This window comes from Microvirga ossetica, from assembly GCF_002741015.1.
GTDB classification, from domain to species: domain Bacteria; phylum Pseudomonadota; class Alphaproteobacteria; order Rhizobiales; family Beijerinckiaceae; genus Microvirga; species Microvirga ossetica.
Genome location: NZ_CP016616.1, coordinates 286,243 through 307,978 on the forward strand (window position 1 = coordinate 286,243; position 21,736 = coordinate 307,978).

Below are 21,736 nucleotides of genomic sequence, written 5' to 3' on the forward strand. Positions count from 1 at the left end.
TGACGCTGGCATATCCGACAGGTCGAACGTTAAGATGTCGGAAATGCGGCTTGCGGGCAATGCTGCTGCGATAGAGGGAGTTCGCCTTATGGACAAGCCATACGGTGAGGAGAAGCTTCAATCCTCCACCCCGGATTTCGAAGAGCTCTCCCGCAACATGGCCCGCTTCATCGAGGGAGCAGGCAAGGCTGCCGCGGCCTACCTCAAGCCCGTCCAGGAGGGCCAGCCGCCGGCCTCGAGCGATGCCTCCGAAGCGCTCAAATCCCTCGGCCGGGTGGCCGAAGTGTGGATGAGCGACCCGCAGCGGGCCTTCGAGGCGCAATCCCGCCTCGGCAGCCAATTCCTGAATCTTTGGGCCTCCACCCTGAAACGGGCACAAGGCGAATCCGCCGAACCGGTGGCCGAGCCCGAACCCAGGGATAACCGCTTCAAGGACCCGGAATGGTCCGACAATCCCGTCTTCGACTTCCTGAAGCAGGCTTACCTGATCTCCTCGCGCTGGGCGGAGGATCTTGTGGAGGACGCAAACGGGCTCGACGAGCGCACGCGTCACAAGGCGCAATTCTATCTCAAGCAGATTTCAAGCGCGCTCTCGCCCTCGAACTTCCTCCTGACAAATCCCGAGCTCATCCGGGAGACGTTGCGGGAGAACGGCGCCAATCTCGTGCGCGGCATGGCGATGCTCGCCGAGGACATCGAAGCGGGCCGCGGCGAGCTGAGGATCCGCCAGTCTGATCCGAGCAACTTCAAGGTCGGCGTAAACATCGCCACCACGCCCGGAAAGGTGGTCTTTCGCAACGATCTGATCGAGCTGCTCCAATATTCTCCCGTGACGGAGAAGGTGCTGAAGCGGCCGCTTCTGATCGTGCCGCCCTGGATCAACAAGTTCTATATCCTCGATCTCAACCCGGAAAAGAGCTTCATCCGCTGGGCGGTCTCGCAGGGGCTGACCGTGTTCTGCATCTCCTGGATCAACCCGGCCGAGCAGCATGCGGAGATGGGTTTCGAGCATTACATGCAGGACGGCATCTTCGCGGCGCTCGATGCCATCGAACAGGCGACCGGCGAAAAGAAGGTGACAGCCATCGGCTATTGCGTCGGCGGCACCCTGCTTGCCACCACGCTGGCCTACATGGCGGCCAAGAAGGACAAGCGCATCGACAGCGCCACATTCTTCACCGCGCAGGTCGACTTCACCCATGCCGGCGACCTCAAGGTCTTTGCCGGCGAAGAGGAGGTTCGCAGTCTCGAAGCCGTCATGAAGCAGCGGGGTTATCTCGAAGGCTCGCGCATGGCCAACGCCTTCAACATGCTGCGTCCCAACGACCTGATCTGGCCTTACGTGGTCAATGTCTACATGAAGGGCCAGTCGCCCTTCCCGTTCGACCTGCTCTACTGGAACGCGGACTCGACCCGCATGCCGGCCGCCAACCACGCCTTCTATCTGCGCAACTGCTACCTCGAGAACAGGCTCGCGAAAGGCGAGATGGAGCTTGCGGGCGTGACGCTGGATCTGAAGAAGGTCAAGGTGCCGATCTTCAACCTTGCGACGAAGGAAGACCACATCGCCCCTGCCCGCTCCGTGTTCCTCGGCTCGAAAGCCTTCGGCGGGCCGGTCGACTACGTTCTGGCGGGATCAGGGCACATCGCCGGCGTCGTCAACTCGCCGAGCAAGCCGAAATACCAATTCTGGACCGGCGGCCCGGTGACAGACGAACTGGAAGACTGGATGAAGAACGCGACCGAGACGGCGGGCTCCTGGTGGCCGTACTGGTTAGAATGGATCAAGGCCCACGCTCCCCGCATGGTGGCAGCGCGGAAGCCGGGAGGCGGCAAGCTGAAGCCGCTCGGGGATGCGCCGGGCACTTACGTTCTGACGAAGTCGTAAAGCGCTCCCTTTCGGACAAAGCCAAAAGAAAAAGGCCGGCGCGATGCCGGCCTTCTCCATTTTTCGGATCGTGGAGACGATCAGTACTTGCGCACGATCGGAGCAGCCGGGATGGCGACCTTCGGATCGTCCCAGCGATAGCGCACGGCAGCCGAGACGATGTCGACTGCGGAATCGACGTCGGCGAGGAAGGGCAGCCCCTCGAAATCCTGCTGTCCGGGAACGATGCGGATATCGCCTTCGCTCGCGAAGATATGCGAGTAGGCGACGTCGAACGACAGCTTGTCGTTCCACTGATAGGTCGCGCCGATCGACGCCCAGATGCGATTGCTGTCGGGCAGGCGGGTAGAGCGGACGCGCGTGTCGATCGGCGAGTCCTCGTAGGCCACGCCGGCGCGCACGGTCAGCTGGTCGTTCAGCTTGTAGTCGAAGCCGAGGGAGTAGAAATAGCCGTCGTCGTAGTTGAGCGGCAGATCCGTGACCACGCGGCCGCCGGGTCCGATGACGAGCGGCGTCTTCAGAACGCTCCAGTTCGTCCACTCGAAGCCGGCATGCACGGTCAAAGCGGGCGTGAAGGCGTGCGAAATGCCGACGGTGACCTGGTCCGGCGTTGTCAGGTCGGCGGTGATCGGAACCTGCGCGGCGATGGGAGCGAGAACGCCCGCCGGAGCTGTAACGGTTCCCTCGAGCTCGTGGTCGATCCGCGAGCGGTAGCCGATACCGATCGTGGTGCCGACGAACGGCGTCAGGGTGACACCGGCCGTGAAGCCGAAGCCGGTGTTGTCGCCGTCGAGAATGACGCTCGGGGCGCCCGGCGTGATGCCGGCGGCGCGCTTGAGACGGATGTCGAAATACTGCAGCGACGGACCGGCCGCGACCGACAGCCAATCATTGATCTTGATGCCGAGGACGGGGTTCAGGTTCACCGAGAAGATCCTGGACGAACGCGAATAGAGCTGGCCCGACCAGGTTTCGCGCGGATCCGTCACGAGGCCGTAGGGCGAGGTGGCCGACAGACCGACCCAGAACATGTCGTTGAGCTGGTAGGAATAGTAGCTGGACGCGAGGATGGCATCCTGACCGATGTCGCCGGAGCCGCCGAGCGCGAAGGTCGGGACGGAGGGCAGCGGGTTGATGTCGACCCGCGGGATGATCAGCGAGGCATGGCCCTCGCTCCAAACGCCCGGCATCATCGTGATGACGGCCGGGTTCCAGAACATCGAGGACAGATAGCCCGAACCGGACGCGGCACCGGCGAAGGAATATCCCTGAGCCGTGGCGCTCTGCTCACGGAGGGCGAAGCCACCGGCCTGCGCGCCGCCCTGCGCGGCGATGAGCGCTGCAAGGGAGACCGCAGCCAGGGACAAAGAACGAGAGAGATGACTCATGGAGGGTTTCCTGCCCTTATGCTTCTTGTGCGGGAGAATCCCGCTCTGGCTGCAATGTGCCAATGCTTAATTTTGGCCGCAATCTCTTCATTAGGCTCGGGCGAGGCATTAAAATTGTCTAAAAGCCAAGCTTCGTTACTTTGTTCAACTTAAAAATACTTTGTTACTTTTGAGCAGTCGCACAGCATCTGCAAAAGGTTCATATGTAAACCGATGTATAGTTGGCTTTCGACTTGGATTTGGCAAAAGCCCAGCGAGACGTGGAAATTCGTCCTTTTGTGCGCGCTCGTGGCATAACGGCAACATATTTGCGTCAAGAACATGCATTGTAGCGGGGCGCATTCGCGCCAATTATGCCCATGCCGCAACGAGAGGAGCGCTTGATGAAGCTGGTGAGATTTGGGGCAGCCGGACAGGAGAAGCCCGGGCTGGTGGATTCCCAAGGACAGATTCGCGACCTATCCGGTCTGGTTCCCGACATTGCCGGAAAGAGCCTGTCTGCCGAGACCCTCGATCGCATCCGCCAGACCGACCCCGGTAGCCTCCCCCTCGCCCCGTCGGGGCAGCGCCTGGGAGCCTGCGTCGGACAGGTGCGCAATTTCATCGCCATCGGCCTGAACTATGCGGATCACGCCGCCGAGACCGGCGCTGCGATCCCGGCAGAGCCGATCGTCTTCAACAAGGCTCCGTCCTGCATCGTCGGCGCCAACGACGACGTCGTCATCCCGCGCGGGTCGCAGAAGACCGACTGGGAGGTGGAGCTGGCCATCGTCATCGGCGAGCGCGCCTCCTATATCGGCGCCAACGAAGCGCTGGATTTCATCGCCGGCTACTGCGTCTGCAACGACGTGTCGGAGCGCGAATACCAGCTCGAGCGCGGCGGCACCTGGACCAAGGGCAAGGGCTGCCCGACCTTCGGCCCGCTCGGCCCCTGGCTCGTCACCAAGGACGAGATCCCCGATCCGCAGAACCTGTCCATGTGGCTCGACCTGAACGGCGAGCGCGTGCAGGACGGCTCGACGAAGACCATGATCTTCAACGTCGCGCAGATCGTCTCCTACCTCTCGCACTTCATGATCCTGGAGCCCGGCGACGTCATCACCACCGGCACCCCGCCCGGCGTCGGCATGGCCATGAAGCCCGCGCGCTTCCTCAAGGCCGGAGACGTGGTGTTACTCGGCATCGAGGGCCTCGGCGAGCAGCGCCAGCGCTTCGTCGCCTTCGAGGGGCATCAGGTGGACGCCAGCAAGAGCTGGAAGGGGCACTGAGGCGCCCCTGGCGTCATGGCCGGCCTTGTGCCGGCCATCCGTACATTTGAACCAAACATTACCTCATCCTGAGGAGCTGCTGAAAGCAGCGTCTCGAAGGAGGATCCATTGCTCTCTGGAATCTCCTTCGAGACGGTCGCTCTGCGACCTCCTCAGGATGAGGGGGAGAGAGTGTGGAAACGAAATCCCCGGGACAAGCCTGGGGATGACGTCGGAAAGCACTAATCTCAGATCAGACCCAGCATGAGCTGGATGTTCTGCACCGCAGCACCCGAGGCGCCTTTGCCGAGATTGTCGAGGCGGGCGACCAGCAGGGCGTGGTTGTAGCTGTCGTGCTTGAACACGAAGAGCTCCAGCCGGTCCGTGTCGTTGAGCGCCTCAGGCTCGATCCGCTCGATCCTCTTGCTGTCCCTGATGCTCGGGATCACGCTCACGAGCCCGCCGGCCTTGTAGTGCCCCAGCAGCGCCGCCTCGAGATCCGCTGCCTTCGGCTTGCCGGGCAGCAGATCGAGATGAAGCGGCACGCTCACAAGCATGCCCTGCCGAAAATTGCCCACCGAGGGGATGAAGATCGGCCGCCGGGTCAGCCCGGTATATTTCTGCAGCTCGGGCACGTGCTTGTGCTCGAAGCCGAGGCCATAGAGCTCAAAAGACGGCGCCGTGCCGGCCTCGTAGGCCTCGATCATCGAGCGCCCGCCACCGCTATAGCCGCTGACCGCATTCACGCTGATCGGGTAATCGGCGGGGATCAGCCCGGCATCCACCAGCGGCCGGATGAGGGCGATGGCGCCGGTCGGATAGCAGCCGGGATTGGCGACCCTATCGGCGTTGGCGACGGCATTGCGCTGAGCCGGCTCCAGCTCGGCAAAGCCATATTCCCAACCGGGGCTGACCCGGTGCGCCGTGCTGGCATCGAGAATGCGGGGCTTGTGGCCGCGCAAGTCCTCCACGAGGCTTACGGTCTCCCGGGCCGCGTCGTCATGAAGGCAGAGCACCACGAGATCGACCTCGGCCAGGATCTCCCGCTTGGCGGCGGGATCCTTGCGCCGCTCCGGGTCGATGCTCCGGATCGCGACGCCGGGAACGTCCATCAGGCGCTCGCGGATGCCGAGGCCGGTCGTGCCCGCCTCGCCGTCGATGAAGACGGTCTTCGTCTTGAGGCCAGAGCCTGAGGATCTGTCGAGGGTCGCGGTCATGGTCGATCCATTTTTGTCGTCGGGTCTGAGATAGGGCGAAACGCCCAAGGCCCACAAGGTTTCAGAAAAACAAAAGCCGCGCAGAGGGCGCGGCTTGCAAGACGGACGGACGGGCAGCCGTCATCGCAGGCGCGCGGGCGCGGCGAAGGGGCGACGTCGGATGTCTGAAACGATGAACATGCTGGATCTATGCGGCGAGACGGCTCGGCTTGTCAAGAAACGTCGCGGGCCCCGATGCGGTGGCCCGCGCACTCTCCCTGTGGAGCGGGGGCGGAAGAGGAGCGCCTGGCATGGATGTGAAAAGGGCGGCCCGAGGACCGCCCTTTCCGAAAACCTGCTTGAAGGAGCCTTAGCGCTTCGAGAACTGGAAGCTGCGGCGGGCCTTCTTCCTGCCGTACTTCTTACGCTCGACGACGCGCGGATCGCGGGTCAGGAAGCCTTCCTTCTTGAGCGGGCCGCGAAGCTCCGGCTCATAGTAGGTCAGCGCCTTGGAGAGGCCGTGACGGACCGCGCCGGCCTGGCCGGAGAGACCGCCGCCGTCGACGTTGACGGTGATGTCGTACTGGCCGTCGCGCTGGGCGACCTGCAGCGGCTGCGACAGGATCAGGCGCAGCACGGGGCGGGCGAAGTACACCTCGACCGGGCGGCCGTTGATCACGATCTTGCCGGAGCCGGGCTTGATCCACACGCGGGCGACTGCGTCCTTGCGCTTGCCGGTGGCATAGGCGCGGCCGAGCGAGTCGAGCTTCTGGACATGCTTCGGAGCTTCCGGAGCGGCGGTCTGGGCGTTCTGGCCCAGATCGGCGAGAGACTGGAGGGTCGCCATGATTAAGCTCTCACGTTCTTGCGGTTGAGGGCAGCGACATCCAGCACTTCCGGCTGCTGAGCGGTATGCGGATGCTCAGCGCTTCCGTAGACGCGCAGGTTGCCCATGATCTGGCGGAAAAGCGGGCCGCGGGGGAGCATGCGCTCCACAGCCTTCTCGACCACGCGCTCGGGGAAGCGACCATCGAGAATGAAGCGCGCGGTGCGCTCCTTGATGCCGCCCGGATAGCCGGTGTGGTGATAGTACACCTTCTGCTCGCGCTTGCGGCCGGTGAACACCACCTTATCGGCGTTGATGACGATGACATTGTCGCCGCAGTCGACGTGGGGCGTATAGCTCGCCTTGTGCTTGCCACGCAGACGCATGGCAACGATCGAAGCGAGACGGCCAACGACGAGACCTTTCGCGTCGATGACAACCCACTTCTTCTCGACCTCGGCGGGCTTCAGCGAAGTCGTAATCTTCATTGCGCTGGTTCCCAATAGAGCCTTCCGGCTCAGGTTCTGAAAAACGACAAACCGCCGCGAGATGCGGCGGCGAGTGAGGGGTGTTTAGTGATTTTGTCAGCGCAAGTCAATATAAGAGAGACAGACAAGCAGTATGGAATTTCCATTAAAAAACAGATGCTTAATTAATAGTGGTATTTTAATACCGTATATGAGGTAATTCAATACCTCATATAAACGGGTGTTCAGTCGCCCGGGTTCCGCTCATTGCAGGCGTGACAGGAAAAGTCGCGGGACCTGCCTTGGGGGCGGGAGCGATCATAGAAGCATGGCGCCCGAGCAAGATACGTAGTAACATACCCTAACGAGAATTGAATCTCGGCGGCCTGACTACGGGGGATGGGCCATGGCTTTCACGATCTTCTCAGCAAGCGCCGAAGAGCGCGTCAGCGCCCTACAGACCAATGCCGGCCCGGATGCACCGTCGGTTACGAAACTGGCCGGCGGCGGGTGGCTCGTGACCTGGACCGCCAGGCCTGTCGCAGGCACAGGCGTCGATGTCTTCCAGCAGAAATACGACGCCGACGGCGAGCCCCAGTTCAAGGACCAGAGCGGCCGGCCGCAGGTCCGTCAGGTCAATGTTGAAACCGGTGCCGACCATGTCATCCCATCGGTCAGGATTCTGGCGGATGGCGGATGGGTCGTTACCTGGACGGCATTCACAGGACCGGAGGGGGCTAATCACGACATCTACCAGCAGCGCTTCAATGCGGCTGGCGAACCTCAGTTCAAGGATCAGGGCGGTCGGCAACAGGACCGGCTCGTCAGCGCCGGCACCGCCGGCGATCCGGATCACAACCCGACCGTAACGGCCCTCCCCGCCGGCGACGGCGGCTGGATCGTGGCCTGGATCGGCCGCAATCAGGACGGCAGTTCCGGCGTCTACCAGCAGCGCTACGGCGCGGACGGCGAGCCGCTGTTCAAGGATGGAACAGGAGAGCCGCAGGCCCAGCAGGTCGAGCCATTTGCTTATGCCGCAGTAAGCCGTCCGTCGGTGACGACCCTCGCCGATGGCGGCTGGATCGTGACATGGGCTGGCGCCAAGCAGGATGGAAGACCCGGCATCAACCAGCAATGGTATGACAAGAATGGCGTGCCGCAATTCACGGACGGAAACGGGCAGCCGCAGGGCCGCCCGGTGAGCAGGTCCTCTGACGGCGGCCCTTATGCTCCTTCGGTTGCTGCGTTGGCGGATGGTGGATGGCTGGTGACCTGGGTTCTCGTGAATGTCGGCGGGAGCACGATCTATCAGCAGCGCTATGACGAGAATGGCGAGGCGCTGTTCAAGGATGGAGGCGGACAACCTCAGGACCGGGTGGTGAACGTCTACTCGAACCACACGCAGAACAATCCCGTCGTGATGGCGCTGGCCGATGGCGGATGGGTGGTGACCTGGGGGTCCCGCGGTCAGGATGAAACGGTCCACTCCATCTACCAGCAGAAATACGATTCTGCCGGCAATCCGCAATTCACGAACCAGGATGGCGCCCCACTCGACTGGCGCGCGACCGTTCCGGCCGCGCATGCTCGGTTCCGGCAGGCGACGACCGCCCTCGATGACGGCGGCTGGGTGGTCACCTCCGTCGGAGCAAATGGGATCGACCATGCTATTTACCAGACCCGCTACGCATCGGCGGAAGTCCTCGGCGCCACCGCGGATTCCGCCATCGGGACAAGCGCGGACGAGGTCCTGAAGACCAGAGCGGGCGGCCTGTCGGCCGGGGACCTTCTCGACGGCCGCGCCGGCACGGACACCATCGAGATGATCTCCGCCGGCCTCCTCGACCTGCGTGCGCCCACGACCCTGGTCAATTTCGAGATCCTGCGCGGCTCGGCCGGCGACGACCGCTTCGTGGTGGACCGCGCACGATTGTCGGCTTTCAAGACCTATGACGGCGGCGCCGGCAGCGATGCCCTCGTGCTCGTGGGACGAAGCTTCGATCTTACCGGGATCGCCGTCACGAATGTGGAAGCCGTCGAGCTCTTCGATCCGGCCGGCACTCAACTGACCTTGGACGATCACGATACGGCTCTTCTCGTGCGCGGTCCGAACGGCCTCGACGATCACGTCACGCTCGTCCGCGGCGTCTTTCAATGGCCGGAGCGCGGCGCGCTCTTCAAGGCCGGAATCGAGACCGTCACCGACGATACCGGCACCTACACCAACGCCGCCCCGAAAGGCCTTTCGCTGATGGGATCGACCGTGCAGGAGCTCTCGCCGAATCTCACGTCTGTCGGCACCCTCGCCGTCGACGACAAGGATTTAGGGGACCGTTTCACCTATACTCTCGTCGACAATGCCGGCGGGCTCTTCAGGATCGTCTACCGCAGCGGTGTTCCGCATCTCGGCGTGGCCAATGGCGTCGGGCTCGATTACGAGCAGGCAAGCACGCACAAAGTCGTGGTGCGGGTCGAGGATATCGGCGGCCTGACCTTCGAGAAAAGTTTCACCATCACGGTCACCGATCTCGTTCCCGAAGTCGGAATCGGCGGAATCCGCGACGACCGGATGATCGGCGGCATCGGGGCGGACCGCTTCGACGGCGGCGAAGGCAACGACACGCTGTCCGGCGCATCGGGCAACGACTAGCTCAAGGGCGGCCTCGGCCTCGACCGACTCAGCGGCGGCAAGGAACGGGACATCTTCGTCTTCGACACGACGCCGAACCGATCGACCAATATCGATACGATCATCGACTTCAATGCGAGGGACGATTCGATCCACCTGGACAACGCGATCTTCAAGGCGCTCGGCAAGGGCGGAACCCCGATGAAGCCCGCTGCGATGAAGGCCGGGTTCTTCCATGCCGGCAAGGCGGCCCATGATGCGAACGACCGCATCGTCTACGACAAGAAAACGGGCGCGCTCTTCTACGATGCCGACGGCACCGGAAAGATGGCGCAGGTCAAATTTGCCACGCTCACCAACAAGCCCGTCCTCAAGGCCACGGACTTCTTCGTGATCTGAACGCTGGCCCGGATCCCGAGTCGCCGGGCGGCACGATCATCGTGTATCGTCCCAGCGATTCACGACATCCAGTGAGAGGAAGCCCATGGCCGACGAACTCGTCTTCTACACCAATCCCATGTCGCGCGGCCGCATCGTGCGGTGGATGCTGGAGGAAACCGGCTGCGCCTACCGGACGGAGGTTTTGGGCTTCGGTAAAGAGATGAAGGCTCCCGCCTATCTTGCCGTCAATCCCATGGGCAAGGTGCCCGCGATCCTGCACAAGGGAACGGTCGTCACCGAGGGCGCCGCCATCTGCGCCTATCTGGCCGATGCCTTTCCCGAGGCTGGCCTCGCACCGGCGCCTCAAGATTCCTCGCGAGGCACCTATTATCGCTGGATGTTCTTTGCCGCTGGCCCGATGGAGGCCGCGCTGAGCAACAAGGCCTTCGGCTTCGAGGTCCCGACCGACAAGCAGCGTGCCATCGGCTATGGCAGCATCGACGATGTCCTGAACGCTCTGGAACAGGCCGTCTCGCAAACCGAATACATCGCCGGGGATCGATTCACGGCGGCGGATGTCTATGTCGGATCCCAGATCGGCTGGGGCATGATGTTCGGCACCCTGGAAAAGCGCCCCGCCTTCGAGGCTTATTGGAAGCGGATCGGCAACCGCCCGGCGGCGATCCGGGCGCGCGAGATCGACGACGCGCTCGTGCCGCCGAAGGCTTGAGCCGTGCCGCAGCACTAGCGGCGATCCGGGATCGAATAGGTCCCGGTCGCATGACAGACCACCTCCGGAATGCCCTCCGAAAAGATCGAGACCTCTCCCACCGCCAGCCGCTTGCCGAGCTTCAGCAGGCGGCAATCGGCAATGAGCGCGCGCGGCTCGGGCTTTCTCAGGAAGTTGAAATTGAGGCTCGTGGTCACGGCAAGCGCCACCGGCCCGACATGGGCGAGAATCGCCGCATAGAGGGCGAGATCCGCCAGGGCCATCATGGCGGGGCCCGAGATCGTACCGCCGGGCCGCAGGTGGCGCTCGTGATAATCCATCCGCATTCGGGCCGAGAGCGGGCCGACCTCGTCGACGAAGTAGCTGCGGCCGCCCGCATGCATCTGCGGGAACTCCCGGTCGAGGAAGGACGTCAGCTCGTCCCGGGTCATGATGGGATGGTGCGATGCCATGAATATGCGATGCTCATTGAACTGCCCTGCCCTATCCCATACGTTCCCCACATGAATCACGACAATTATCCGAACGAATACATCCGCGTCATCCTCAACACCGTGAAGACCATCGCGCTGGTCGGCGCCTCGCAGAACCCGGCCCGCCCGAGCTGGATCGTCACCAAGTACCTGCTGGAGCGCGGCTATGACGTGATCCCGATCAATCCCGGCCTCGCCGGAGGCGAGCTGCTGGGCAAGAAGGTCTACGCCTCCCTGAAGGAGGTTCCCTTCCCCATCGATATGGTCGAGATCTTCCGCAATTCGGAGGCCGCCGGTCCTATCACGGACGAGGCCCTTGCTCTTGAGCCGCTGCCCAAGGTCCTCTGGATGCAGCTCTCCGTCCGCAACGACGAGGCTGCCGCCATGGCCGAGGCGAAGGGCCTGAGGGTCGTCATGGACCGCTGCCCGAAGATCGAGTTCGGCCGCCTCTCCGGCGAGATCTCCTGGCAGGGCGTGAACTCGCGGATGCTCAGCTCCAAGAAGCCGGTTCTCTCCGGCAAGGGTTTTCAGAAACTCAGCCTCAACCGGCCTTGATGCGATGAGTGTCATTCCCGGCCGGAGCGTAGCGGAGGGGGAAGGGAATCCATAGCGCTGCGCTTGGTCGTGGATCCCCTTCCCGGCCTATGGCCGCCGGGGATGACATGCGAGCAATCGCACACCCTCCTTGACGAAAGAACGATCCGTTCGATAAATAGAACGCACTTTTTCTCCGAGAGGACGCCCGCCATGACCGACCGCCTGCCAGGCTTCAACACGCTCGCCATCCATGCCGGAGCGGCCCCTGATGCCGCGACGGGAGCGCGGGCGACCCCGATCTACCAGACCACGTCCTTCGTCTTCGACGACGTGGATCATGCGGCCTCCCTGTTCGGCCTGCAGGCCTTCGGCAACATCTATTCCCGAATCGGCAACCCGACCTGCGCCGTGCTGGAAGAGCGCGTGGCGGCGCTGGAAGGCGGCACCGCCGCTCTTGCGGTGGCCTCTGGCCATGCGGCCGAGTTCCTGGTGTTCCACACCCTGCTCCAGCCCGGCGACGAGTTCGTCGCCGCCAAGCAGCTTTATGGCGGCTCGATCAACCAGTTCAATCATTCCTACAAGAATTTCGGCTGGAACGTCGCCTGGGCCAATGCCGACGACCCGTCGAGCTTCGAGGCCGCCATCACGCCGAAGACCAAGGCGATCTTCGTCGAATCCATCGCCAATCCCGGCGGCGTGATCGTCGATCTTCAGGCCATCGCGGCGATCGCCAAGAAGCACCGCATCCCGTTCATCGTCGACAACACGATGGCGACGCCCTACCTGATCAAGGCCTTCGAGCACGGCGCCGACATCATCGTCCATTCCGCCACCAAGTTCCTCGGCGGCCACGGCAATTCCATCGGCGGCGTGATCGTGGATGGCGGCTCGTTTAACTTCGCGGGAGACGACCGCTATCCCATGCTCTCGAAGCCGCGCCCGGAATACGGCGGCATGGTGCTCGGCGAGACTTTTGGGAATTTCGGCTTCGCCATCGCCTGCCGCGTGCTCGGCCTGCGCGATCTCGGACCGGCGCTCTCGCCCTTCAACGCCTTCCTCATCCTCAACGGGATCGAGACCCTGCCCCTGCGCATGCAGCGCCACTCGGACAATACGCTCGCCGTGGCGGAGCATCTCTCGAACCACAGCAAGGTGTCCTGGGTCAGCTATCCCGGCCTGCGCGACGACCTCTACCACAACCTCGCCAAGCAATACTGCCCCAAGGGCGCAGGCGCGGTGTTCACCTTCGGCCTCAAGGGCGGCTACGAGGCCGGCGTGAAGCTGGTGTCGAACCTCAAGCTGTTCTCGCACCTGGCCAATATCGGCGACACCCGCTCCCTGGTGATCCACCCTGCCTCCACCACGCACCGCCAGCTCACCGACGAGCAGAAGACCCAGGCCGGCGCCGGCCCGGAAGTGGTGCGCCTGTCCATCGGCCTGGAGGACAAGGACGACCTGATCGACGATCTCAATCAGGCTCTCGACGCGGCGTAACTCGCGTCTGCCATTTCAAAGGTTCACCACGTCATGGCCGGGCTTGTCCCGGCCATCTCGCATTTATGAGGCTCGGTGCACTTCGGATCGGGATCACCGGCCTTGTTGTTCAGTCTGGAGAGATAGCCGTCACCTGTTCGGAGAGATGAGCGCCACTTTTGCGGTCGGTCAAGTCGATGCTGGCGATCTGCTGGGTGGCGAAGAAGACGCCGAACCGGCCGTCTGCAGCGAGGGGCCGGATCGCGACCGTCTCGCCGCGGAACGCCGTCGGCACCTTCCACAGCCGTCCGCGGAAGGTGACGTAATCCTTGCCGGACAGGACCCGCCGCACGGTCTCGCCTTGCGCATACTGCACCGCCGGCAGCTTTGCCGGCAGGGCCCGCGCGCTGGGACGGTAGCGGCTGGCCGGCACCGCCTGGCCCAGCGCCTCATGCGGCCGTTCCAGGTTGTAGGTCTGGCGCCAGGCGTCGAGCGCATGCTGCACCGCCGTCCGGTCGCGAAACGCGCGCAGGGCGAAGACCTCGGCCTTGAGCGTACGATGGAAGCGCTCGTTCTTGCCCCGGCTCTGCGGGTGGTAGGGCCGGCTGTGCAGCACCGCCACGCCCAGCTTCAGCAGCCAGACGCCGAAGCGTGTCCAGGGCGCTCCGGCGGCAGCGCCCCAGGGCGTGCCGTTGTCCACGAACACCGCCTGCGGCAGCCCGTAGCGGCCGAACGCCCGCTCCAGATGCGCACGCACCGTCGCCCCCGTCTCGTCGCTACAGGCCGCCAGCACCACGGCATAGCGCGAGTGGTCGTCGATGACGGTCAGCGGATGGCAGCGGCTGCCGTCGGCGAGCCGGATCCAGCCCTTGAAGTCCATCTGCCACAGCAGGTTCGGCGCCGGCTTCTCGAAGCGCAGGCCGGCCGGCGGGCCGCCGCGGGGCGGCACGATCCGCCCGCTCCGGCGCAGGATCTCATGCACCACCGACACCGCGGGCGAAGCCACGCCCTCCCGCTCGAGGCAGCGCGCGATCTTGCGCGCGCCCCAGGCCGGGTGGGCATCCCGCACCGCCAGGATGCGCGTCTCAACCGCCGCATCCGTCCGGCGCGGGCTGCGCCGCGGCCGGCGCGAACGCTCCTCCAGGGCCTCCCCGGCGGCCCAGCGCCTCAGCCATTTGTAGCCCGTCTTCGGATGAATGCCGAAGCCCCGGCACAGTGCGCGCCGGTTGGCCCCCTCCGCCAGGGCGAGCGCAACGAATTCCCGTCGCCGATCCATCTTCGACACCTCTTGCCACGGCATGGACCGCCTCCTTTAGACGCATCCATGACAGTTTGAGGTGGCGGCCATGTCTCCGAACACCCGGCGACCATGTCTCCGGGCTGAACAATAAGCCCGGTGATGACAGGCAAGTGTTATCGCAAGACGATCGGACAGCAAAAAGGGCGGCCTGAGAGCCGCCCTTTATGTCGCGATGAAGCCGAACCTCACGCCGCGCGCGATGCGCCGGATTTCTTGTAGGTGTTGTGGATCGCGGCGAGCGAGCGCTCGAGGGCGGTCCAGAGACGTCCGATCTCGTCGGCGCCTTGTGAACTCGCATCGTATTCCCGCGCGCCTTCGCCCGTCGAGAGGGAGAGCGTCAGTTCGGGACGATGCGTGATCTGGCCGGCCCAGACGGGAACCTGGAGCGCGTTGAGCGCGCCGCGGGCATCGGCGACCACATGAGCCTCGGCATCGCTATGCTTGGCCGGAGCGGCATTGATCACGGCAGCGTAAGGCTTGCGCATCTCACGCGCGATTGCGACCGTGTCCTGCAAGGCCGCAATGTCGAACAGGCTCGCGCGGGTGGGAATGATCACGAGCGTTGCCTGCTTGATCGCCTCCGCTACGATCGACGACTTGTTCGGAGGCGTGTCGACCAGCACCCACTCGTAGCCTTCGCGCTTCGCGTCCCGGATCGCATCGGCGATGTTGCGGACGTTGTGCCTAAGGCCAAGATATTCCTGGCTGCGGATCTTGTGCCAGAGCGACAGGGAGCCCTGCGGATCGTTGTCGATCAGCAATGTCCGACGCGAAGGGTTGGCAATATAACTTGCGAGATGAGCAGCGAGCGTGCTCTTTCCCGAGCCGCCCTTCCGCGAAGCAAAGACCAGCACATTCATGCCTGACTCCTTATCAGCCTGTTCCTGCAGCACTGCGCTTGAGGGTTGATCCCATCTTAATATTGTTCACCTGTAGCAGGGCAAGTACTGATTTCCTAATTCAAGCCCTGTTCCCACCGCGATTTTTCGTTTTCAGCAGCATTCACCGCTCTTTTTCGAACGATGCGCCGGCTGATCGAGCTTCCGATGGGAAATGCAGGCTTTGTGATTCCAAGCGCATTTCAAGCTATTCAAGCTTGGCGATACAGGGGTTTAGTTCCCGATTTGAAACGTTTTTTAGACTCGGAACCACTGTTCTGCTTGGCCGTTAAGCCCCAGACTTCACAATCTAGGAGCTGACACATGTCCAAGAAGATCTTGTTTGCAGGCGCTGTTCTTGTCGCCCTCGCCCCGGTCGGCGCCTTCGCCCAGTCGGGTGGTGCAGCGGCCGGCGCTGCAACCGGTGCTGTCGGCGGCGCCATCGTGGGCGGCCCGATCGGTGCTGCCGTAGGCGGCGTGACGGGCGCTATCGTGGGCGGCCTGGCCGATCAGCAGCAGCCGCAATTCCGTCAGTATGTGGTGACCCAGGGCGTGCCGTCCTACCGCTATCAGGAAGAGGTTCGCGTCGGCGCGACGCTTCCGGCCTCCGGCGTGCAGTATTACCAGGTTCCCGCCGAGTACGGCGTGAGCAACTATCGCTATACGGTCGTCAACGACGTCCCCGTTCTGGTCGATCCCGGCACCCGCCGCGTCGTCCAGGTCATCCGCTAATCGCCTGTAGCAGTCATGAATGGGGCGGCCCTCGGGGCCGCCCTTTTCTTTTGGTCAGACGGCGCTTACGCGCGCATGGACGACCGCCATCGCAAGCACCGCCATGGCAAAGACCTGATGCGCCAATCCCGCCCAGAGCGGCACGACGAGCAGCAGCGTCGCGATCCCCAGCACCATCTGCGCCAACGTCAGCCCTGCCATCGCTGTTGCCCGCTTCGCGGTTTTCGAGGCCGCAGCCTGCCGCCGGATCGTCCAGGCATGCCACAGGGCGAAGGCCACGATGGCGTAGGCCACGAGACGATGGTTGAACTGCACCAGCACAACGTTGTCGACGAAGTTCTCGATCCACGGCTTGACGGCGAAGAGAGCCGAAGCCGGCGGGACGAGAGCGCCATCCATCAGCGGCCAGGTGTTGTAGGTCAGGCCGGCCTTCGATCCCGCGACGAGGCCGCCGAGGGCGATCTGGAACAGAATCAGCCCGACGAGGAGGCGCGGAGCATGGCCGGCAGAAACCTCCCGATCGATGAATTCGGAGCGGTCCTTCAGCCCGGCCGCCACCCAGACGAGGCAGGCCAGGATGATGCTGGCGACCGTCAGGTGCAGGGCGAGCTTGATCGGGGCGACAGCCGTCATGCCTGGCTCGAGCCCTGATGCGACCATGATCCAGCCGATAGCACCCTGCAGACCCCCGAGGGCGCCGATCCCTAGGAGGGTCAGAGCCAGCCTGCCCTTGATCGCCCCCCGCGCCCAGAACCAGACCAGCGGCAGGAAGAAGACGAGGCCGATCAGGCGGCCGAGCTGCCGGTGGCCCCATTCCCAGCCATAGATGAACTTGAACTCGGACAGGGTCATGCCCTTGTTGACCAGCTCGTACTGCGAAATCTGCCGGTACTTCTCGAACTCGGCGAGCCAGGCCTGCTCGGTCAGGGGAGGAATGGCGCCGGTCACGGGCTTCCATTCCGTGATCGAGAGGCCGGAGCCGGTCAGGCGGGTGGCGCCTCCGACGGCGACCATCAGCACGACCAGGGCGGCAAGGCTGTAGATCCAGATGCGGACAGCGGACAAGGATCGGGCTCGATGCCCGCGCGCCAGCGGCATGCCCTCGGTGGAGGAGGCTGCGACAGCCATGCTCGTTCTCATCGTCGATTAGGGCTTGAACCCGGGATATGGACGTCACATAGAGGCTGTGCCTCTGGGAGGCAATTCATGCCGGTGACGCACCGCGGCGACGGAGCGTCCTATGAAGCAATCGAGGGTTTCCGCCATGGGCATTCGCGCGCGCAAGCTGATCGGGACAGTGGCGATGCTGACCTTCATCATTTTCTATGCGCTGTTCGCGATGGCCATCGCCGAGGGCCGGATCACGCAGGCGCCCAAGCTGGTGCAGACCGTCGCCTATATCGTTCTCGGCCTGATCTGGGTGGTGCCGATCATGCCGCTCGTTCGGTGGATGGCGAAGCCGGATAAGTCGTAGATCTGTTTGCACTTGGGTGGAATCATCTCTCTTCGTTGATTTGCCGCATCTTTTGACGGCGAACCGGAGCCACTTCGCGAAAAATGCTCTAACCGCCGCCGATCCCTTCGATGATCGTGCCCGTGCCGCCGCAGATCGGACACGGGGCGGCTCCGATGCGGCCGCTGCCCTTGCATTCCGGGCAAATGTTCTCACTGGCTCCGGGCGTTCCCGGTTCGGCCTGATCACCGGGATTCAGCTTCGGCTGGTCGGAAGCAGGCTGGTCTTTGGGTGTGCTGGTCATGGTTCGACTCGCATGAGATGTCATGCCGTCAACGTAACCGCGGAATCCAGGTTTCCCGACCTGTCGAAAGAAAAGGCCCGCAGGAAGCGGGCCTTTCCGAAACTAGCGGCAGACCCGGCGGCTGCGGTGCTCCCAGCCCCATCCGGGAACCCATTCCCGGTAGCGCTCGGTGGAGCAACGCTCCACATAGACCTCGCGGACGGGGCGCTCGTAATACACCGGCGCCCGCTCCTCCACATAAACCGGCGGCGGGGGCGGCGGCGGGGCGCGATAGACCACGGGCGGCTGAGGTTGAGCGACGGCCGCACCGACGGCGGCTCCCACGGCGAGACCTCCCAACGCACCGAGAGCCACGGCCGCACCCGGAGAAAGGCGGTCGCGGGCAGCGGCCGGCTGGGCGGCCGCCAGGCCCGTGACCAGGGCGAGAGCCGCGGCGGTACCGGAAACAAGACGGAAGATCTTCATGATCGTCACCTCGACAGGAGGGAGGCAACCTGCCTTCCTCTTCATGTCATGAGATATACTGTTCAAAACCTCACTGAAAGCTGAACGGATTGTGGCAAAGCTTGGGCGTGGGCCATTTTTGCCGGAATGGTGAGCAGGTTCTTAACGCCTGTTTACCTAACGATAATCACGTGCCGGCGCTGCGCAGCGGCACCGACAGCAGCACCCGCACCAGATCCGCCTGCCGATTGGTATCCGTCTTGCGGAACAGGTTCTTCAGGTGGAAGACGACAGTGGTCTGGGCGACCTCAAGCTCCTCGGCGATCTGATCGAGACGCTTGCCGTCGATGAGCATCAGCGCGACCCGCGTCTCTGAGGGCGTCAGGTTGTAGAGCCGGACCAGAGTATCGCCCGAGACCTTGGCGCGCTGCTCCGTATCGATGACGAGCAGCACGACGGCCTCCGGCCGTTCCTCCACGGAAAAGCGCTGGCCCGGAATGAGCACGAGGTAGGGCCGCCCGCCCGAATTGCGCGGGAACGAGACGATCTCGTCCAGGGCCTCTTCCTCGAACGCCTTCTCGACCGCCGAGTAGAGCTTGCCGTTCTGCTTGACGGCGGCGCCCTTCAGGATGCCTTGAACGACGCTTAAGCCATCCTCTTCGGCCAGGATGCGCTGCGCCTCCTTGTTCATGACGCGGACTGCCCCGGTCTCGTCGACGATCACCACGCCGACCAGGAACCGGTCGAACGCGAAGGTTGCCTTGTAAAGGGCATCGACAGTGCGTCCCTTCGAGGACTTGAGAATTTCCTGCCAGGACTCCTCGGCGCGATGCACGGCGCTCGTCTGGACGCGGACCACCTGATCGAGACGCGCGGCGACGGTCGCCAGAAGAATCTCGTAATCGATCGGCTTGACGAGATAGTCGTCGGCGCCGGCCTGCTTGCCGGTCAGAACGTCGTTCCGCTCGGCCAGGGCCGTCAGGAAAATGAACGGCACGTCTGCCATGGTCCCCTGCTCGCGCAAGGCCTTGAGCACGTCGTAACCGCCGAGGCCGGGCATGGTGATGTCGCAGAGGACGAGGTCGGGACGGTGCTTCTCAAGTAGGCTGAGTGCCTCGCTGCCATTGGCAGCCTGGAGCACGCGGTAGTTCGCAGCCTCCAGTTCCTCGGCAATGTCGCCCCTCAGATCGTCTTCGTCTTCGACGCAAAGAATCGTTTTTTTGTCGTCATGGGAGTTAATCACTCATGCTGCCTGTTGCGTTTGATCGGCATTGGCGATCGGCAGGTCGAACGTGAACAAGGAGCCGGCAGCCTCGTAGCTCTCAACCTGAATTTCACCCCCATGCAGATGCATGATCCTTTGGGCGAAGTTTAACCCGATCCCCGTTCCGGCGATGCCAGACGCCGTGCGTGCGCGATAGAACCTGTCGAAGATCTTCGGCAATTCATCGGCTGGAATTCCGATACCCCAGTCGCGTACAGAGCAGAAAGGCCGCGAGCCGTCCATCCAAATCTTGATCTCGACCACAGGTGTATTGCCCGAATACTTGATGGCATTCGACAAAAGATTGACGACAACCTGTTCGATGAGCATGCCGTCGCAGTAAACGCGGACCGGAAGATCCGGAACCTCGAAACGGATATCGGCTTGTGCGCTGACTTCCTTCTGCCGCTCGCAGATATCCATCACCAGATCGACGAGATTGTAGGAGGCCGGATTGAGCTCGATCGTTCCCGCATCCAGTTTGGCGGCGTTCAAAACGCTGTCCACGAGCCGCGTCAGCCGGGTTCCGGCATTGCGGATCTTCTGAATGCGGGTGACGAGCTCGTCCTGCGTCATGGCCTGGCCGCGGCGAAGGATGCGCTGGGCGCTCGAATCCAGGATCGCCAGCGGCGTCCTGAACTGATGCGATACCATCGAGACGAAGCTGCGATAGGCATTCGTCGTTTCGCGCTCGCGCGCGAGCGCCGATTCGAGAGCCCTCGCTACCTGCTTGTAGCCGGTGATGTCCGTCAGGCGCACGAAGATCGTGGCGCCATCGGCTTTCGTCAGGGAGAGTCGCGACCACGTATCCTTCTTCATCAGGAGGTCGAACTCGAGCTCTTCGAAGGGGGATTGAGCGTTGACGAGCCGCCGGTCCGCGCCTTCGCACATGGCAAAGCACTGCAGGAACGCGGTGAGGCTCATCTCCTCCCGGCACCACAGGGAAACGGGAGCTGCCGCCCAGATCTGGTCGTTGGCGAAAAGCAGCTTGCCCGTCCAATCGAAGGCCGCGAAACCTTCGGAGGCGGAATTGATGGCGGCGATCAGCCGGCGCTCGGCCTGGCGCAGGGCGGCCGTTCTCTGCAGGACCTTGATCTCCAGGTCGAAGTTCTGTCGCTCCGCCTGCTTGCGGGCAAGCCATTGCTCGGTCACGTCGCGGATGAAGGCGATGCCGAGCTTGCGTTCCGCCATGAAGACGGGGAAACAGTTGATTTCCAGGCAGCGCTCATGCCCGTCAGAGGAAATCGATTCGTCTTCGAGGATCGAACTCGTTCCATCCGTCGCCTGGGTCAGCGCTCCGACAACGTCGTCCTTCGCGAAAAGCCGGTCCAGATCCTGCATCCGCAGGCCAACCGCCTGATCGGGCTTGATGGTGAGAAGGTCCTCCATGCCCGGGTTCCAGAGCAGGCATCTCAGCTGGCCGTCGAACATGACGATGCCCTGGTTGCTGATGTTGCTGATCACGAGATCGGACAGCTCCTGCTCCTGCTTGAGCAGCTGCTTGGCCTGGCTTGCCTCCTGAACGCCCTTGAAAAGCCGCACCATCAGGAAGGCGGCGCAGAGCACGATACCCGAGAGATAGGCGAAGCTCTCGAAAACGACCTGCAGATAACTGGAGCGTTTTGTGACGGACTCTTCGCGGCTCAGCCAGACGATCCTGTTGGCGGCATCCCTGAGCTTGTAGGCAAGTTCCCGTATCTGCTCCCGCAGCTGCATCGTGGCCTGGCTATCGATGCTGTCCTGGAGGACGGTATCCGCCATCGTCAACTGAAGATAGGCGTGCTTGAGATCCGATTCGAACCCGAGCTGCTGCATCAGTAGGCCCTGTGGCCCCTCCAGAAGAATCGCCAGACGGCTGATCAGGATGTCGGCGCGAAAGGACGGAGCCTGCTCCGGGTTGGCAAAGGTATCGTGCGCAGCGGCCCGCGCGAGGCTTTCGGCGAAAATCGCGGCCTCGAACTGCGCCTGTGTGACGTACCAATGATTGCTGTACGTCCTGTCCATCCGGAACTCGCGTTCCAACTCGAACAGCCGCGCGACCGTAAACCCGAGGCAGACGATCAGGCTGGCCATTGCGGCCAGCGTGACGAGGGCAGCCTTGTAGCTATGCAGGTTCAGTCTCATGA

21 protein-coding genes are annotated in these 21,736 nt (G+C 63.2%); 9 read left to right on the forward strand and 12 right to left on the reverse strand.

The window, feature by feature from the left end; all coding sequences use genetic code 11:
- The first annotated feature begins 88 nt into the window (after positions 1-88).
- The gene (locus BB934_RS01250) at positions 89-1,888 is read left to right on the forward strand and encodes a PHA/PHB synthase family protein (RefSeq protein ID WP_099508013.1); all 1,800 of its coding nucleotides are present in this window, start codon (positions 89-91) and stop codon (positions 1,886-1,888) included.
- Between the two features lie 80 nt (positions 1,889-1,968).
- Here BB934_RS01250 and BB934_RS01255 read toward each other — a convergent pair whose 3' ends face one another.
- On the reverse strand, positions 1,969-3,276 hold the full coding sequence (locus BB934_RS01255) for an OmpP1/FadL family transporter (RefSeq protein ID WP_099508014.1): 1,308 nt from the start codon (positions 3,274-3,276) through the stop codon (positions 1,969-1,971).
- Positions 3,277-3,659: 383 nt separating this feature from the next.
- On the opposite strand from BB934_RS01255, the gene BB934_RS01260 reads away from it, so the two are divergent.
- The gene (locus tag BB934_RS01260) at positions 3,660-4,544 is read left to right on the forward strand and encodes a fumarylacetoacetate hydrolase family protein (protein WP_099508015.1); all 885 of its coding nucleotides are present in this window, start codon (positions 3,660-3,662) and stop codon (positions 4,542-4,544) included.
- A gap of 227 nt (positions 4,545-4,771) precedes the next feature.
- On the opposite strand, the gene argC is transcribed toward BB934_RS01260, so the two are convergent.
- From argC to rplM, 3 genes are all read right to left on the reverse strand, one after another.
- Positions 4,772-5,740, reverse strand: coding sequence for an N-acetyl-gamma-glutamyl-phosphate reductase (gene argC, locus BB934_RS01265; protein ID WP_099508016.1), 969 nt, complete (start codon positions 5,738-5,740; stop codon positions 4,772-4,774).
- 349 nt (positions 5,741-6,089) lie between these two features.
- Entirely contained in the window at positions 6,090-6,566 is a 477-nt protein-coding gene (gene rpsI, locus BB934_RS01270) for a 30S ribosomal protein S9 (protein ID WP_099508017.1), read from the reverse strand.
- A gap of 2 nt (positions 6,567-6,568) precedes the next feature.
- Positions 6,569-7,033: a 50S ribosomal protein L13 gene (gene rplM / locus BB934_RS01275; protein WP_099508018.1), complete on the reverse strand. Its 465-nt coding sequence runs from the start codon at positions 7,031-7,033 to the stop codon at positions 6,569-6,571.
- Positions 7,034-7,418: 385 nt separating this feature from the next.
- Here rplM and BB934_RS01280 point away from each other — a divergent pair, with 385 nt between their 5' ends.
- The 3 genes from BB934_RS01280 (at position 7,419) to BB934_RS01290 (ending at position 10,752) form a co-directional block, all read left to right on the forward strand.
- Positions 7,419-9,662: a cadherin repeat domain-containing protein gene (locus BB934_RS01280; protein WP_099508019.1), complete on the forward strand. Its 2,244-nt coding sequence runs from the start codon at positions 7,419-7,421 to the stop codon at positions 9,660-9,662.
- 180 nt (positions 9,663-9,842) lie between these two features.
- Positions 9,843-10,040, forward strand: coding sequence for a calcium-binding protein (locus BB934_RS01285; protein ID WP_099508020.1), 198 nt, complete (start codon positions 9,843-9,845; stop codon positions 10,038-10,040).
- Positions 10,041-10,125: 85 nt separating this feature from the next.
- A complete protein-coding gene (locus BB934_RS01290; protein ID WP_099508021.1) occupies positions 10,126-10,752 on the forward strand; it encodes a glutathione S-transferase family protein in 627 nt (208 codons plus the stop codon).
- Positions 10,753-10,766: 14 nt separating this feature from the next.
- Here the strand turns inward: BB934_RS01290 and BB934_RS01295 are convergent, their stop codons facing one another.
- Positions 10,767-11,204, reverse strand: coding sequence for a PaaI family thioesterase (locus BB934_RS01295; protein WP_173909409.1), 438 nt, complete (start codon positions 11,202-11,204; stop codon positions 10,767-10,769).
- A 51-nt stretch (positions 11,205-11,255) separates the two neighbouring features.
- Between BB934_RS01295 and BB934_RS01300 the strand changes: the two genes are divergently transcribed.
- Positions 11,256-11,780 carry a CoA-binding protein gene (locus tag BB934_RS01300; RefSeq protein WP_099508022.1) on the forward strand — a complete coding sequence of 175 codons (525 nt, stop codon included), beginning with the start codon at positions 11,256-11,258 and terminating at the stop codon, positions 11,778-11,780.
- Between the two features lie 192 nt (positions 11,781-11,972).
- Positions 11,973-13,256 carry an O-acetylhomoserine aminocarboxypropyltransferase gene (locus tag BB934_RS01305; protein ID WP_099508023.1) on the forward strand — a complete coding sequence of 428 codons (1,284 nt, stop codon included), beginning with the start codon at positions 11,973-11,975 and terminating at the stop codon, positions 13,254-13,256.
- A 109-nt stretch (positions 13,257-13,365) separates the two neighbouring features.
- On the opposite strand, the gene BB934_RS01310 is transcribed toward BB934_RS01305, so the two are convergent.
- Together BB934_RS01310 and BB934_RS01315 are read right to left on the reverse strand one after the other, a co-directional pair.
- Positions 13,366-14,535, reverse strand: a complete 1,170-nt coding sequence (locus BB934_RS01310) for an IS481 family transposase (protein ID WP_099508024.1) — start codon at positions 14,533-14,535, stop codon at positions 13,366-13,368.
- A 185-nt stretch (positions 14,536-14,720) separates the two neighbouring features.
- The gene (locus BB934_RS01315) at positions 14,721-15,395 is read right to left on the reverse strand and encodes a ParA family protein (protein ID WP_099508025.1); all 675 of its coding nucleotides are present in this window, start codon (positions 15,393-15,395) and stop codon (positions 14,721-14,723) included.
- 342 nt (positions 15,396-15,737) lie between these two features.
- Here BB934_RS01315 and BB934_RS01320 point away from each other — a divergent pair, with 342 nt between their 5' ends.
- Positions 15,738-16,145 carry a DUF1236 domain-containing protein gene (locus BB934_RS01320; RefSeq protein WP_099508026.1) on the forward strand — a complete coding sequence of 136 codons (408 nt, stop codon included), beginning with the start codon at positions 15,738-15,740 and terminating at the stop codon, positions 16,143-16,145.
- Positions 16,146-16,199: 54 nt separating this feature from the next.
- On the opposite strand, the gene BB934_RS01325 is transcribed toward BB934_RS01320, so the two are convergent.
- On the reverse strand, positions 16,200-17,273 hold the full coding sequence (locus BB934_RS01325) for a COX15/CtaA family protein (protein WP_099508027.1): 1,074 nt from the start codon (positions 17,271-17,273) through the stop codon (positions 16,200-16,202).
- A 112-nt stretch (positions 17,274-17,385) separates the two neighbouring features.
- Here BB934_RS01325 and BB934_RS01330 point away from each other — a divergent pair, with 112 nt between their 5' ends.
- Positions 17,386-17,619 carry a DUF2842 domain-containing protein gene (locus BB934_RS01330; RefSeq protein ID WP_237050135.1) on the forward strand — a complete coding sequence of 78 codons (234 nt, stop codon included), beginning with the start codon at positions 17,386-17,388 and terminating at the stop codon, positions 17,617-17,619.
- 88 nt (positions 17,620-17,707) lie between these two features.
- Here the strand turns inward: BB934_RS01330 and BB934_RS01335 are convergent, their stop codons facing one another.
- The 4 genes from BB934_RS01335 to BB934_RS01350 all read right to left on the reverse strand — a co-directional run bounded on the left by BB934_RS01335 (position 17,708) and on the right by BB934_RS01350 (position 21,734).
- The gene (locus tag BB934_RS01335) at positions 17,708-17,902 is read right to left on the reverse strand and encodes a hypothetical protein (RefSeq protein ID WP_099508028.1); all 195 of its coding nucleotides are present in this window, start codon (positions 17,900-17,902) and stop codon (positions 17,708-17,710) included.
- Between the two features lie 102 nt (positions 17,903-18,004).
- The gene (locus BB934_RS01340; RefSeq protein ID WP_237050136.1) at positions 18,005-18,367 is read right to left on the reverse strand and encodes a hypothetical protein; all 363 of its coding nucleotides are present in this window, start codon (positions 18,365-18,367) and stop codon (positions 18,005-18,007) included.
- 166 nt (positions 18,368-18,533) lie between these two features.
- Positions 18,534-19,589, reverse strand: a complete 1,056-nt coding sequence (locus BB934_RS01345) for a response regulator (RefSeq protein ID WP_099508029.1) — start codon at positions 19,587-19,589, stop codon at positions 18,534-18,536.
- Positions 19,590-21,734 (reverse strand): sensor histidine kinase, encoded by a 2,145-nt coding sequence (locus BB934_RS01350; RefSeq protein ID WP_099508030.1) that lies wholly within the window; start codon positions 21,732-21,734, stop codon positions 19,590-19,592.
- Positions 21,735-21,736 lie beyond the last annotated feature (2 nt).

Excerpts from the sequence above, each read along its gene's own strand:
- argC (WP_099508016.1), bottom strand. The coding sequence starts at position 5,740 with ATGACCGCGACCCTCGACAGATCCTCAGGCTCTGGCCTCAAGACGAAG.
- BB934_RS01255 (WP_099508014.1), bottom strand. The coding sequence starts at position 3,276 with ATGAGTCATCTCTCTCGTTCTTTGTCCCTGGCTGCGGTCTCCCTTGCA.
- BB934_RS01305 (WP_099508023.1), top strand. The coding sequence starts at position 11,973 with ATGACCGACCGCCTGCCAGGCTTCAACACGCTCGCCATCCATGCCGGA.
- BB934_RS01290 (WP_099508021.1), top strand. The coding sequence starts at position 10,126 with ATGGCCGACGAACTCGTCTTCTACACCAATCCCATGTCGCGCGGCCGC.
- BB934_RS01310 (WP_099508024.1), bottom strand. The coding sequence starts at position 14,535 with ATGCCGTGGCAAGAGGTGTCGAAGATGGATCGGCGACGGGAATTCGTT.
- BB934_RS01340 (WP_237050136.1), bottom strand. The coding sequence starts at position 18,367 with ATGAAGATCTTCCGTCTTGTTTCCGGTACCGCCGCGGCTCTCGCCCTG.
- BB934_RS01315 (WP_099508025.1), bottom strand. The coding sequence starts at position 15,395 with ATGAATGTGCTGGTCTTTGCTTCGCGGAAGGGCGGCTCGGGAAAGAGC.
- BB934_RS01325 (WP_099508027.1), bottom strand. The coding sequence starts at position 17,273 with ATGGCTGTCGCAGCCTCCTCCACCGAGGGCATGCCGCTGGCGCGCGGG.
- BB934_RS01350 (WP_099508030.1), bottom strand. The coding sequence starts at position 21,734 with ATGAGACTGAACCTGCATAGCTACAAGGCTGCCCTCGTCACGCTGGCC.
- BB934_RS01260 (WP_099508015.1), top strand. The coding sequence starts at position 3,660 with ATGAAGCTGGTGAGATTTGGGGCAGCCGGACAGGAGAAGCCCGGGCTG.
- BB934_RS01280 (WP_099508019.1), top strand. The coding sequence starts at position 7,419 with ATGGCTTTCACGATCTTCTCAGCAAGCGCCGAAGAGCGCGTCAGCGCC.
- rpsI (WP_099508017.1), bottom strand. The coding sequence starts at position 6,566 with ATGGCGACCCTCCAGTCTCTCGCCGATCTGGGCCAGAACGCCCAGACC.
- BB934_RS01300 (WP_099508022.1), top strand. The coding sequence starts at position 11,256 with ATGAATCACGACAATTATCCGAACGAATACATCCGCGTCATCCTCAAC.
- BB934_RS01295 (WP_173909409.1), bottom strand. The coding sequence starts at position 11,204 with ATGGCATCGCACCATCCCATCATGACCCGGGACGAGCTGACGTCCTTC.
- rplM (WP_099508018.1), bottom strand. The coding sequence starts at position 7,033 with ATGAAGATTACGACTTCGCTGAAGCCCGCCGAGGTCGAGAAGAAGTGG.
- BB934_RS01330 (WP_237050135.1), top strand. The coding sequence starts at position 17,386 with ATGAAGCAATCGAGGGTTTCCGCCATGGGCATTCGCGCGCGCAAGCTG.
- BB934_RS01320 (WP_099508026.1), top strand. The coding sequence starts at position 15,738 with ATGTCCAAGAAGATCTTGTTTGCAGGCGCTGTTCTTGTCGCCCTCGCC.
- BB934_RS01335 (WP_099508028.1), bottom strand. The coding sequence starts at position 17,902 with ATGACCAGCACACCCAAAGACCAGCCTGCTTCCGACCAGCCGAAGCTG.
- BB934_RS01250 (WP_099508013.1), top strand. The coding sequence starts at position 89 with ATGGACAAGCCATACGGTGAGGAGAAGCTTCAATCCTCCACCCCGGAT.
- BB934_RS01285 (WP_099508020.1), top strand. The coding sequence starts at position 9,843 with ATGAAGCCCGCTGCGATGAAGGCCGGGTTCTTCCATGCCGGCAAGGCG.